Origin of the sequence: Salinarimonas sp. (assembly GCF_046292825.1) — a bacterium.
GTDB lineage: Bacteria > Pseudomonadota > Alphaproteobacteria > Rhizobiales > Beijerinckiaceae > Salinarimonas.
The window spans coordinates 1-11,914 of the sequence record NZ_JBKBQG010000017.1 but is presented as its reverse complement, the minus strand read 5'-3'; the positions used below and the strand labels follow the sequence as shown (position 1 = coordinate 11,914).

Annotated in this window: 14 protein-coding genes; 9 read left to right on the top strand and 5 right to left on the bottom strand. The window is 71.4% G+C overall.

Annotation, left to right across the window (positions count from 1 at the left end):
* The first annotated feature begins 21 nt into the window (after window positions 1-21).
* Window positions 22-1,059 (top strand): formate dehydrogenase subunit gamma, encoded by a 1,038-nt coding sequence (locus tag ACK4UM_RS10265; protein ID WP_409798430.1) that lies wholly within the window; start codon window positions 22-24, stop codon window positions 1,057-1,059.
* A gap of 261 nt (window positions 1,060-1,320) precedes the next feature.
* Here ACK4UM_RS10265 and ACK4UM_RS10260 read toward each other — a convergent pair whose 3' ends face one another.
* Window positions 1,321-1,515, bottom strand: coding sequence for a hypothetical protein (locus tag ACK4UM_RS10260; RefSeq protein ID WP_409798428.1), 195 nt, complete (start codon window positions 1,513-1,515; stop codon window positions 1,321-1,323).
* Between the two features lie 117 nt (window positions 1,516-1,632).
* Here ACK4UM_RS10260 and ACK4UM_RS10255 point away from each other — a divergent pair, with 117 nt between their 5' ends.
* The 3 genes from ACK4UM_RS10255 to ACK4UM_RS10245 all read left to right on the top strand — a co-directional run bounded on the left by ACK4UM_RS10255 (window position 1,633) and on the right by ACK4UM_RS10245 (window position 3,665).
* A complete protein-coding gene (locus ACK4UM_RS10255; protein WP_409798426.1) occupies window positions 1,633-2,178 on the top strand; it encodes a hypothetical protein in 546 nt (181 codons plus the stop codon).
* A gap of 112 nt (window positions 2,179-2,290) precedes the next feature.
* Entirely contained in the window at window positions 2,291-2,782 is a 492-nt protein-coding gene (locus tag ACK4UM_RS10250) for a hypothetical protein (protein ID WP_409798424.1), read from the top strand.
* A gap of 25 nt (window positions 2,783-2,807) precedes the next feature.
* Complete coding sequence (locus ACK4UM_RS10245) at window positions 2,808-3,665, top strand: 23S rRNA (adenine(2030)-N(6))-methyltransferase RlmJ (RefSeq protein ID WP_409798422.1); 858 nt, start codon at window positions 2,808-2,810, stop codon at window positions 3,663-3,665.
* Between the two features lie 10 nt (window positions 3,666-3,675).
* Here the strand turns inward: ACK4UM_RS10245 and ACK4UM_RS10240 are convergent, their stop codons facing one another.
* Window positions 3,676-3,927 carry a hypothetical protein gene (locus ACK4UM_RS10240; RefSeq protein WP_409798420.1) on the bottom strand — a complete coding sequence of 84 codons (252 nt, stop codon included), beginning with the start codon at window positions 3,925-3,927 and terminating at the stop codon, window positions 3,676-3,678.
* A 192-nt stretch (window positions 3,928-4,119) separates the two neighbouring features.
* On the opposite strand from ACK4UM_RS10240, the gene ACK4UM_RS10235 reads away from it, so the two are divergent.
* Window positions 4,120-4,671 carry a pyridoxamine 5'-phosphate oxidase family protein gene (locus ACK4UM_RS10235; RefSeq protein ID WP_409798419.1) on the top strand — a complete coding sequence of 184 codons (552 nt, stop codon included), beginning with the start codon at window positions 4,120-4,122 and terminating at the stop codon, window positions 4,669-4,671.
* A gap of 249 nt (window positions 4,672-4,920) precedes the next feature.
* Here ACK4UM_RS10235 and ntrC read toward each other — a convergent pair whose 3' ends face one another.
* Genes ntrC through dusB form a run of 3 tightly spaced genes read right to left on the bottom strand, consistent with a single transcriptional unit; the run spans window position 4,921 to window position 8,581 of the window.
* The gene (ntrC, locus tag ACK4UM_RS10230) at window positions 4,921-6,369 is read right to left on the bottom strand and encodes a nitrogen regulation protein NR(I) (RefSeq protein ID WP_409798417.1); all 1,449 of its coding nucleotides are present in this window, start codon (window positions 6,367-6,369) and stop codon (window positions 4,921-4,923) included.
* Window positions 6,370-6,422: 53 nt separating this feature from the next.
* A complete protein-coding gene (locus ACK4UM_RS10225) occupies window positions 6,423-7,547 on the bottom strand; it encodes a two-component system sensor histidine kinase NtrB (protein ID WP_409798415.1) in 1,125 nt (374 codons plus the stop codon).
* The gene (gene dusB, locus ACK4UM_RS10220; RefSeq protein ID WP_409798413.1) at window positions 7,544-8,581 is read right to left on the bottom strand and encodes a tRNA dihydrouridine synthase DusB; all 1,038 of its coding nucleotides are present in this window, start codon (window positions 8,579-8,581) and stop codon (window positions 7,544-7,546) included. Before dusB ends, ACK4UM_RS10225 begins: the two co-directional genes overlap by 4 nt.
* A gap of 122 nt (window positions 8,582-8,703) precedes the next feature.
* Here dusB and ACK4UM_RS10215 point away from each other — a divergent pair, with 122 nt between their 5' ends.
* The 4 genes from ACK4UM_RS10215 (at window position 8,704) to ACK4UM_RS10200 (ending at window position 11,719) form a co-directional block, all read left to right on the top strand.
* A complete protein-coding gene (locus ACK4UM_RS10215) occupies window positions 8,704-9,903 on the top strand; it encodes a bifunctional 2-C-methyl-D-erythritol 4-phosphate cytidylyltransferase/2-C-methyl-D-erythritol 2,4-cyclodiphosphate synthase (protein WP_409798411.1) in 1,200 nt (399 codons plus the stop codon).
* Window positions 9,904-9,917: 14 nt separating this feature from the next.
* Window positions 9,918-10,409, top strand: coding sequence for a CinA family protein (locus ACK4UM_RS10210; protein WP_409798561.1), 492 nt, complete (start codon window positions 9,918-9,920; stop codon window positions 10,407-10,409).
* A 196-nt stretch (window positions 10,410-10,605) separates the two neighbouring features.
* Entirely contained in the window at window positions 10,606-10,986 is a 381-nt protein-coding gene (locus ACK4UM_RS10205) for an antitoxin Xre/MbcA/ParS toxin-binding domain-containing protein (protein WP_409798409.1), read from the top strand.
* Window positions 10,946-11,719, top strand: a complete 774-nt coding sequence (locus tag ACK4UM_RS10200) for an RES family NAD+ phosphorylase (protein ID WP_409798408.1) — start codon at window positions 10,946-10,948, stop codon at window positions 11,717-11,719. Before ACK4UM_RS10205 ends, ACK4UM_RS10200 begins: the two co-directional genes overlap by 41 nt.
* The last annotated feature ends 195 nt before the right edge of the window (window positions 11,720-11,914 follow it).

Genomic DNA, 11,914 nt, shown 5'->3' with positions numbered 1-11,914 from the left:
AGTTCAGGGAAGGAATATCCCATGCTCCGCGCGAGCTTCTCCGCCTTCGCCAGACATTTCGCCACGGCGCTCGCCGTGCTCGCGATCGTCGCGCTCGTCGCGACGATGCTGCCGGGCATCGCGCAGGCCCAATCCGTCAATCCGCGCGCCGAATCCGTCACGGAGCAGCAGCTCCTGCAGCAGCTCCAGCGCGGCCAGGGCATCGAGGGTCGCGTCACGATCCCCGACCAGAAGGCGACCGGCCTGATCAAGCCCGGCGGCCCCGAATGGCGCCAGTTCCATCAATCGACGATGCTGTGGGCGTCCGCGCTCGCCATCGTCGGCATGATCGCCATCGTTCTCGCGTTCTACCTGATGCGCGGCAGGATCACGGTCGATTCCGGGCTGTCGGGCATCAAGATCCTGCGCTTCAACTCGTTCGAGCGCTTCGTGCACTGGCTCACGGCGACGACCTTCCTGATCCTCGCCTTCACGGGGCTCAACCTCGTCTTCGGCCGCTACGTTCTGCTGCCGCTGTTCGGGCCCGAGACCTTCGCGGCCGCGACCCAGCTCGGCAAGTACGCGCACAATTACCTCGCCTTCCCCTTCATGGCGGGCCTCGTGTTCATGCTCGTCGTGTGGATCAAGGACAACATCCCCGACCGCACGGACATCGCCTGGCTGAAGGCCGGCGGCGGTCTGTTCTCGAAGGGCGTGCATCCGCAGGCGAAGAAGTTCAATGCCGGTCAGAAGGGCATCTTCTGGTCCGTCATCATCGGCGGCGCGGCGCTCTCCGTCACCGGCGTGCTGCTGCTCTTCCCCTATCTCGCCGGCACCTATGCCAATTGGCAGATCGCCCAGATGGTCCACGGGCTCGTCTCGGCCATCCTGATCGCCGTCATGATCGGCCACATCTATATCGGCTCGATCGGCATGCAGGGCGCCTTCGACGCGATGGGCTCGGGCGAGGTCGACTACAATTGGGCGCGCGAGCACCACTCGCTCTGGGCCGAGGAGGCGCGCCGCAAGCAGTCCGACCGCCCCGGCGGCGCCACCCCGGCAGCGGTCCCGGCCGAGTAATCGGCAGCCCGAACGCAACGACGATGCGAGCGCCTCTCCCGGCGACGGGGGAGGCGCTCTCGCGTGGGGGGTATCCGATTTGCGCATCGTCGCCGATTCCGAGGCGCCGCCCCTCTCCGCGCCAAAGGGATCGCAACGCCTTCGGAGATTCTCATCGCCGTCATTCCGGGGCGCGATAGCCAAGCCCGGAATGACGAGCGGGCAAGGATTCTCGAACGCTGACCGGAAGAAGCGGTGGCCCTGTCCGCATCGGCGCGGGCCTCACCCGCCTGCGGGATCGACCCCGCCGCTCGCGCCGTCGTCGGGCAGCGAGCCGCTGCCGGGGGTGGCGTCCTCGTTGGTGAGATCGCGCCGCGCATGCGGTCCTGCGGGGTGCGGCCGCTCGCGGTCCGCGTCCTCCTTCGTCCGTCCGGGCTGCGTCTGCGAATTCTGGTTCTTCTCGCGCTCGTCCTGCATGGCTCGCCCTCCTGGCGGGTTCTGTCGCCGGAGGAACAACGCCGGGAGCGCCCGCGGCGTTCGCGCGCGCTTCACGCAGGTCCGCGCCTCTGCTATCGGCGCCGCCGGAGGAGCCCGATGCACCGCCTTCACGCCTACGCCATCGTCAGCGCCGACGACCGCATCGCCGATGCGCAGGGGCGCTTTCCCGATTGCCTGCGCAACGACGCCGACTGGGCCTATTTCCAGGCGGGCCTCGACGCCGCGCGCGCGACGCTGCTCGGGCGCCGCTCGCACGAGGCGAGCCCCAATCACCGAAACCGCCTGCGCATCGTGATGTCGCGCTCGGCCGACGGTCTCGAGCGCCGCGCGGACGGATTCTGGTGGAACCCCGCGCGCGTCCCGCTCGCGCAGGCGCTGGCGCAAGCGGTGCCGGAGGGCGGGGATATCGGCGTGCCGGGCGGGCAGGACGTGTTCGATCATGTCGGTCCCGGCGGCTTTACGAGCTTCCACCTCGCGCGGGCGCACGACGCGCGACTGCCCGGCGGGCGGGGCCTGTTCCGCGCCTGCGAATCGGGGATCGCGGCCGAGGAGCTCCTGCACGCGGCGGGCCTCGTCGCCGGGCCGCCGATCTGGCTCGACGAGCCCGCGCGCGTGTCCCTGCGCGTGTTCCGCGCGCCATAGGCTCCCGCAAATCGCTCGGAGACGGCGAAGCCACGCGGCGCGGGCCTTGATTTCGCGCGCGCCCTCCCCGATCGTGGCCACATTGGGGCAATCAGAACAAGGGATGCTCACGATGCGTATGGCTTTGGCTCTCGGGGCTGCGGTCGCGTTGCTCGCAGGCGGCATGGCGAGTGCGGCGGATCTCGCGCGGGTGCCGACGCGCGCCCCGGTCACCGGCTCCGGCACCCCTCCGGCGGAACAGCGCGTGATCCCCTATTCCGGCGTGATTCCCACCTGCGACGCCCCCGCGGTCCTCGCCGAGATCAACCGCGCGTTCGACCGCCGCGAATCGCGCTTCTGGGATTCGCCCCTGCGGATCGTCGGCTTCGAGCATCCCCGCCTCGTCGCGCACCGGCCTTGGAGCCGCTCCTTCGTCCCGCGCAATTTCTGCTCGGCGACCGCGCTCGTCCAGGAGGGGCCGCATATGCGCCGCCACGAGGTGGCCTACATCGTGCGCGAGGAGACGGGCTATCTCTTCGGCTCGACCTGGAAGGTGGATTGGTGCGTCACCGGCGTCGAGCGCCACCTCCACGCCGCCCCCAATTGCCGCATGATGCGTCCGTGAGCGACGCGGGCCGAAAGGCGCCGCGATGAATTACCGCCACATCTATCACGCCGGCAATTTCGCCGACGTGATGAAGCACGCCCTCCTCGCCTGGCTGATCGCTTATCTCGGCCGCAAGGAGACCCCGTTCCGCCTGATCGACACCCATGCCGGGATCGGGCTCTACGATCTCGACGCGGACGAGGCGCAGCGGACGGGCGAGGCGGATGGCGGCGTCGGGCTGATCGAGACGCCGTTCTCGCCCGCGATCGAGGAGGCGCTCGCCCCCTACCGCGCCGCGCTCGCCGCCGTGCGGGCCCGCTACGGCGCGCGCGCCTATCCCGGCTCGCCGGCGATCGCGCGCGAGCTGCTGCGCCGGCAGGATCGCGGCGTCTTCGTCGAGCTGCATCCGGCCGACGCGGACGTGCTCGCCGTGCGCTTCAACAGCGTCGCCAACCTGAAGGTCCTGCATCTCGACGGCTGGACGGCGCTCTCGAGCCTGATCCCGCCCAAGGAGAAGCGCGGCCTCGTCCTGATCGACCCGCCCTTCGAGAAGGCGGGCGAACTCGATCGCCTCGTCGAGCGCATGCTCGCCGCCGCCCGCAAATGGCCGACGGGGGTCTATGTGGGCTGGTATCCGATCAAGTACCCCAAGGAGATCGACCGCGCGGCCGCCGGCTTCGCCGATCTCGCGCGGCCGGCTTTGCGGCTCGAGCTGACGATCGATCGTCCGGGACCGGAGCCGCGCCTCGTCGGCTGCGGGCTCTTCGTGATCAACCCGCCCTACACGCTCGCCGAGACCGCCGGCCGCCTCCTCCCCGCGCTCGCCGAGCGGCTCGGCCGCGAGGGACGCGGCGGCTCGCGGATCGAGGCGATCGGCGCGGCGGGCGAGGGGCGCAGCTGATCGCGATCGCTCACCGGCTCTTGCGGGCCTCCTCGTCGGTGAGGTCGCCGTGCTCCTCGGCGTCGCCGCCGGCGCCCTTCGTCGCGGACCGGTAGGCCTGCGCCTCGCCGCCCGGCTCGCTCCAGGCGCGGCGCATGGTGGCGTTGCCCTCCGGGCCTTCGCCCTCGTCGACGGTCGGATTGCCGTCGTTGCGCTGGCGGTTGCGCAGGACGCTCACGTCCTCGTCCTTCAGATTGGGGCGATCCCGCTTCTCGTCGGCCATGGCGCGTCTCCCTGTGCTGTGCGGGAAGGCCAACCGCCGGGGCGGCGGCGCGTTCCGATGCGCGCCCCCCGCAAACCCGCGATGCGCTCGCGCATTGACTCACGTCACGGAAGACGGCGGGCCCGGGGGCCATGCTGGCGGTCGCGGGCGCCTCGCCGCGCGCGCCAACGACCCACAAGGAGGAGGAACGCCATGACCGACGAGCAACGTGCCGACATCCTCGAGATCTTCCAGCGCGCCCGCGACCTCACCGTCGCGACGATCCGCCCTGACGGCTTCCCGCATGCGAGCGTCGTCGGCTTCGTCGCCGACGGGCTCGCCCTCGTCTTCGGCTGCGCCGCCGATTCGCAGAAGGCGCGCAACATCGCGCACGATGCGCGCGTGTCCTGCACCCTCGGCCTGCCCTACGAGGACTGGAACGAGATCCGCGCCATCGGCCTCGGCGGCCTCGCCGAGCGGATCTCCGACGAGGACACACGCGGGCGGATCGGCGGGATGATGATGCAGAAATACCCGCAGATCTCGGCGATCGCCCCGGGCGGCCTCGGCGCGCTCGGGAACGTCGCGCTCTTCCGCGTGCGCCCCCTCGGGATCTCGCTCATCGACTACCGGAAAGGGTTCGGCCACACCGAGCACGTCCCCCTCGACGGCTCGGCGCCGGGGCCCGACATCGTCCAGGAGGCCGACGAGGAGAGCTTCCCCGCGAGCGACCCGCCCTCCTGGACGGGAATCCACACCCGGTGAGAGTGCGCGAAACCGTCTGGTACTTCGACGCCGTCATCCGGCGCCGTCATTCCGGGGCGCGAAGCGAGCCCGGAACCCAGAGCCACGACCTCCGATGAGCAGCCTATAGGCTGCGTCCATGGACCCATCGAGTTTAAGGTGTTGCCGAACGAGCGCGCATGCGCGCTCGCACCGGCGTCGGGAGTCTAGGTTCCGGGCTCGCTTCGCGCCCCGGAATGACGGGGTATGTACATTCGAATTCTTACCCCCTCACCGGCTCGTGCGGATCACCGGGAGGTCGAGGTCGCGGACCTTCTTGCGCAGGGTGTTGCGGTTGAGGCCGAGCAGCTCGGCGGCGCGGATCTGGTTGCCGCGGGTCGCGGTCAGCGCCGCCGCGATCAACGGACCCTCGATCTCGCGCAGGATGCGGTGATAGAGCCCCGGCGGGGGCAGCGTGTCGCGGAAATTGCCGAAGTAGCGGGTGAGGTGCCGCTCCACCGCGCCCGAGAGCGTGTCCACGCCCTCGATCGCCTCCCCGTTCGCCACGCCGACCGGCTCGAAGGGGCGCACGTCGAGCTCGCCCTCGATGATCGGCGCGGTGATCGTGTCCTGCGGATAGAGCGCGGCGAGGCGGCGGATCAAGTTCTCGAGCTCGCGCACGTTGCCGGGCCAGCGATAGCGCTTGAGCCGGTCCATCGCCTCCGAATCGAGCTGCTTGCGGGGCAGGCCCTCCTTCTCGACGAGCGCGAAGAAATGGCGGGCGAGGTCCGGGATGTCCTCCGCGCGCTCGCGCAAGGGCGGAAGACGCAAGGGCACGACGTTGAGGCGGAAGAACAGGTCCTCGCGGAAGAGCCCCTGCTGGATCGAGATGCGCAAGTCCTTGTTGGTGGCCGCGACGATGCGCACGTTCGTCTTGATCGGCGTGCGCCCGCCGACCGTCGTGTACTCGCCCTGCTGGAGGACGCGCAGGAGGCGCGTCTGCGCCTCCATCGGCATGTCGCCGATCTCGTCGAGGAAGAGCGTGCCGCCCTCCGCCTGCTCGAAGCGGCCGGCCGAGCGCGCGGTCGCGCCGGTGAAGGCGCCCTTCTCGTGGCCGAAGAGCTCGGATTCGATCAGATCGCGCGGGATCGCGGCCATGTTGACCGCGACGAAGGGGCCCGAGCGGCGCTTGCCGTAATCGTGCAGCGCCCGCGCGACGAGCTCCTTGCCGGTGCCGCTCTCGCCGGTGATCATCACGGTCAGATCGGTCGGCATCAGGCGGGCGAGCGCGCGGTAGATCTCCTGCATCGCGGGCGAGCGGCCGACGAGCGGGATGTCCTCCCCCTCCCCGTCCGCCGACGAGACCGGGCCGCGCGGGCGCGAGAGCGCGCGGCCGACGACGGCGACGAGCTCCTTCAGGTCGAAGGGCTTGGGCAGGTACTCGTAGGCGCCGCGCTCGGAGGCCTTGATCGCGGTCATGAACGTGTTCTGCGCGCTCATGACGATGATCGGCAATTCCGGCCGCAACCGCTTGATGCGCGGCAGGAGGTCGAAGGCGTTCTCGTCGGGCATCACCACGTCGGTGATGATCAGGTCCCCGTCGCCCTGCGCGACCCAGCGCCAGAGCGTCGCCGCGTTCGAGGTGGAGCGCACCTCGTAGCCGGCGCGGGAGAGGGCCTGGTTCAGAACCGTCCGGATGGCGGCGTCGTCGTCGGCGAGGAGGATGTGTCCGCTCGGCATGGTACTCGTCTCGGGGTCTCGGTCTCGTCCCGTCGCCCGCCCGTCGAGGCTCGTCACGAGCCTCGGCCGTCGCGGGCGCTCGACATGGGCAGGAGGATACGGAAGGTCGTCTTTCTCGGTGCCGGATCGCACTCCACGATGCCGCCGTGGTCGCCCACGATCTTCGCCACCAATGCAAGACCGAGGCCAGAGCCGTTGGCTTTCGTGGTGACGAAGGGGTCGAACAATTCGGATACGAGTTCGGGCGGAATGCCCGGGCCGTTGTCGCGCACCGCGATCTCGATCGGCAGGCTGACGCGTTCGCTCGATCCCGGGATCTGCAGCCGAATGCCGGTGCGGAACGCGGTGGAGAGCACCATCTCCCCCTCGAGCGCGTCCACCCCGATCGCCTCCGCCGCGTTCTTGACGAGGTTGAGCACGACCTGGATGAGCTGGTCGCGATTGGCCAGGACCGGCGGCAGCGAGGGATCGTATTGCTCGAGGATGCGGATGTGGCGGGCGAACCCCGTCTGCGCGAGCCGCTTCACGTGGTCGAGCACGGAATGGACGTTGACCGGCCCGCGCTCGACGGGGCGCTGATCGCCGAACAGCTCGACGCGCTCGACGAGCTTCACGATCCGGTCGGCCTCGTCGCAGATGAGGCGGGTGAGCAGGCGGTCCTCGTCGCCGGCGGATTGCTCAAGGAGCTGGGCGGCGCCGCGGATGCCCGAGAGCGGGTTCTTGATCTCGTGGGCGAGCATCGCGCCGAGCGCCGTCACCGAGCGCGCGGCGGCGCGATGGGTGAGCTGGCGGTTCATCTTGTCGGCGATGGTGCGCTCCTGGAGCATCAGCACCACCACCTCCGCGTCCTCCGGCAGCGGCGAGGCGAAGACGTCGACGATGCGCTCGAGGCCGAGCCGGGGGCCGCCGATATCGACGCGGTACTCGCTGACGCTCGTGCGCCGACGCCGCACCTCCTCGACGAGGCTGAGCACGGGCGAGCCGAAGGGGACGAAATCCTCGAGGCGCAGGCGCTGGAGCACGCGCTGGCTCGTCTCCAGGAAAGCCTCGGCCGCCGAATTCGCGAAGAGCAGCTCGCCGTCCGCCCCGACCGTCATCACCGGAAGCGGCAGCGCGTTCATCACCGCGTCGCTCGCGGAGCCGGGCCGGCCTCCGCTCTGGTCGCCAGAGCGCCTCATGCCGCGGCCTCGAAGCGATGCTCGTAGACGGCGCCGATCAGCGCGAGGACCTCGGCTGGCTCGCGCGAGACGACGAGCCGCTCGCGGGCGGGCGCCGGCAGCGCGAAGCCGTCGGCGCGCGCGGCGTCGGCGAAGGCGGCGAGGTGCTTGCGGGCATGGCGCAGACCGGCCTCCACGCCCATCAGGGACAGGAGCCCCTCGTAATGCTCGCGCATGGCGGCGACCTTGGCGGCGGGCGGCGGCTCGCGATGCGCCCGACCCGCGAGCCCCTCCCCGATCGCGCCGACCAGCCAGGGCCGGCCGAGCGCCGCGCGCCCGACCATCACGGCGTCCGCCCCCGAGCGCGCGAGTGCCGCGCGGGCATCGGCGAGGGTCGCGATGTCGCCGTTGACGACGAGCGGCAGCCGCGTCGCCTCGCGCACCGGTCGCACGGCGTCCCAATCCGCGCGCCCCTTGTAGAACTGCATCCGCGTGCGCCCGTGGACGGCGATGGCGGCGGCGCCCTCGCCTTCCGCGCGGCGCGCGAGCTCGGGCGCGTTGCGGCTGTCCGCGTCCCAGCCGAGCCGCATCTTCACCGTGACGGGGATCGAGACCGCCGCCACCGTGGCGCGGATCAGAGCGGTCGCGTGGTCGAGATCGCGCATCAGGGCCGAGCCCGCCCAGCCGCCGGTGACGCGCTTGGCCGGGCAGCCCATGTTGATGTCGACGACGTCCGCGCCGCTCGCCTGCGCGAGCCGCGCCGCCTCCGCCATCCAATGCGGATCGCAGCCCGCGAGCTGGACGACGTGGGGCGAGACCCCCTCCCCCTCCGCGCGGATGCGGTACTCCTCCGCGCCCTTCACGAATTCGTCGGAGGCGACCATCTCGGACACGACGAGGCCCGCCGCGAATCGCGACGCGATCCGGCGCATGTGGATGTCCGTCACGCCCGACATCGGCGCGAGCGCGGCGCGGGCGACGAGGCGCACGGGGCCGATCTCGAGCGGCGGGCCGTCCGCGGCGGGAATGGAGGAGCGTCGAGTCTGGGCGTTCATTTGCACAAGGATTAGCCAAGCCTCAGAAAAGTGCAAGTGCGCAGGAGGGCGGCTGGTTTGCCACCGCGCGCGCCATTCTCTATCACCGCAGGATCGCGACGGAACGACGAAGGACCGCGCTCGTGGGGCAGCACATCGAAGTCGCGGCGCTGATCGTCGCCGCCGGGCGCGGATCGCGGGCCGGAGCGGGGGCGCCCAAGCAATATCGGCGCCTCCGGGGCGACAGCGTGCTCGCGCGCACCCTCGCCGCGTTCGGCGCGGCTGAGACGATCGACCGCATCCTCGTCGTGATCCATCCCGACGACGCGGCGCTCTACGAGGAAACCCGCGCAAGGCTTCCCCAAGCGGTGCGCGCGCGGCTGCTCGAGCCGGTCCCCGGCGGGGCGACGCGCCAGCTCTCGGTCGCCGCGGGGCTCGCCCGGCTCGCGCAGACGGCGCGCCCGGACATCGTCCTCGTCCACGACGCGGCCCGCCCCTTCGTCTCGCAGGCGCTGATCGCGCGCGCGGTGGAGGCCGGGCGCACGAGCGGCGCCGCGATCCCCGGCATCGACGTCGTCGACACGATCAAGCGGGTGGACGAGACGGGCCGCGTGATCGAGACGCCGGCGCGCGCGGCGCTGCGCGCCGTGCAGACGCCCCAGGCCTTCGCCTTCGCGCCCCTCCTCGCCGCCCATGCGCGCGCGCAGGAGGAGGGCCGCGACGACTTCACCGACGACGGCGCGCTCATGGAGCACGCGGGCCACGGCGTCTTCGTCTTCCCCGGCGAGCCGGGCAATCTCAAGCTGACGCGGCCGGAAGACTTCTCTCGGATCGAGGAGACCCGCATGATCGTGCGCACCGGCACCGGCTTCGACGTCCACGCCTTCGGCGAGGGCGATCACGTCTGGCTCGGGGGCGTGCGCATCCCGCACGATCGCGGCGTGATCGCCCATTCGGACGGCGACGTCGTGCTCCACGCGCTGACCGACGCGCTCCTCGGCGCGCTCGCCGACGGCGACATCGGCACTCATTTCCCGCCCTCCGACCCGCAATGGAAGGGCGCGAGCTCCGATCGCTTCCTCGCCCACGCGGCCGCGCTGGTGCGCGCGCGGGGCGGGATCATCGACCATCTCGACGCCACGCTTCTCGCCGAGCGCCCGAAGGTCGGCCCGCATCGCGAGGCGATCCGGATGCGCATTTCCGAGATCGTCGCGGTTCCGGTCTCGCGCGTTTCGATCAAGGCCACGACGACGGAGAGCCTCGGCTTCACCGGTCGTCGCGAGGGCATCGCCGCCCAGGCCGCAGCGACCATCCGCCTGCCCGACGAGGAGGGCCCGCCTTGATCTTTCCCGACGAGATGCGCGCGGAGGCGACGGCGCTGCTCGACGCCTGCAAGGCGGTCGACCTGAAGATCGTCACCGCCGAGAGCTGCACGGGCGGGCTCGTCGCCGGCCTGTTGACCGACATTCCCGGCTCGTCCTCCGTCGTGGAGCGCGGCTTCGTCACCTATTCGAACGAGGCCAAGAGCGAGTGCCTCGGCGTGCCGGAAGGGCTGATCGCGGCGCACGGCGCGGTGTCGGAGGAGGTCGCGCGCGCGATGGCGGAGGGGGCCCTGCGGGCCTCCCACGCCGACCTCGCCGTCTCGGTGACGGGCATCGCCGGCCCCGGCGGCGGCTCGGCCGAGAAGCCCGTGGGCCTCGTCCATTTCGCCCTCGCGCGGCGCGGCGGCGAGACGCTCGCGCGCGCCTACCGCTACGGCGATCTCGGGCGCTCGATGGTGCGGCTGCGGACGGTGGCCGACGCGATCGGATTGCTGCGCGAGGGGCTGGGGGAGCATCCCTCCCCGTAGGGGAGGGTGGCCCCTGGAGCGTGAGCGACAGGGGTCGGGTGGGGCCCTAGGTTTGGAGGATATTCTCCACCCGGGCCCCACCCGGCCTTTCTCGGCTCACGCCTCGAAAGTCCACCCTCCCCTCCGGGGAGGGATTATCGCCCGACCTTGCAATCGAAAGCTCCCACCCCTATCCTTTCATCAGAAAGGATACGTCATGGCGCTTGCTCCCGCCACGGCCCCTGCCCTCGATCGCGGTGCCGTCCTCGCGAAGGCGACGCTGCGCGCGGCCGCGCGGCTCGGGCTGAGCGGGCGGCAGCTCGCCGGGATCCTCGGCGTCTCGGAGGCGACGATCTCGCGGCTGCGGCGCGGGGAAGCGGGGCTCGAGGAAGGCACGAAGCCGTTCGAGCTCGCCGCGCTCCTGGTGCGCGCCTTCCGCTCGCTCGATGCGATCGCCGGCGGGGACGAGGTGGTGTGCCGGGCGTGGGTCGCTGCGCCGAACGAGGCGCTCGGCGCAGCGCCGCTCGCACGCATGGCCAGCGTTCAGGGGCTCGTCGATGTCGTCGCCTATCTGGACGCCAGACGCGCTCCGCTCTGAGGCGCGCCCGCTCGCCGGTCTCGCCTGGCGGCTGGTGGAGGCGCAGCATCGCGTCTCGACGCTCAAGCTCGTCGACAGCCTCCCCGAGCAGGAGGCGCTGGAAGCGATCCTCGAGGACACGAAGCCGCTCGTGCCGGAGGCGTGCCGGCACCTCGACTATCTCCTCGCCACCCCCTTTCGCTACCGACCTTATCCGAACGGCTCCCGCTTCCGACGCGCCGGCCTGACGCCGGGGGTCTGGTACGGGGCCGAGCGGCCGGAGACGGCGGTCGCGGAGATGGTGTTCTACCGCTTCCTGTTCTTCGCTGAGAGCCCGCTGACGCCGTTCCCCGACGACGCGGCCGAATTGACCGCCTTCTCGGCCGCGCTGGCGACGCCTGTCGCGCTCGATCTGACGACGGGGGCGCTCGCGCGCGACCGAGCGGTCTGGATGCACCCGGTCGCCTACGAGCCCTGCCAGGCGCTCGCGGACGCCGCGCGCGCGATCGACGCGCAGATCGTGCGGTACGCATCCGTGCGCGATCCGCGCCGCGGCGCCAATCTCGCGGTCCTGTCCTGTCGCGCCTTCGCGGAGCCGAGCCCGGTCGAGCGCCGGACGTGGCGTCTGCGCATCGGCCCGACGGGCGCCCAGGCCCTGTGCGAGCACCCGCGCGACGCGCTCGAATTCGCGACGACCGCCTTCGCCGATCCACGCCTCGCAGGCATGATTTGGGACCGGCCGCGGGGCGGTTGAAGAGGGGCGCGGGGGGCTCGTGCAAGCGAAGCTCCCTCCCCGTAGGGGAGGGTGGACTTTCGAGCGGAGCGAGAAAGGCCGGGTGGGGCCCGGGTGGAGATTATCCTTCAACCCTCGGGCCCCACCCGACCCCTTCGCTGCGCTCAGGGGCCACCCTCCCCCTCCGGAGAGGGATTCGCGCCCCCATCCCTCACC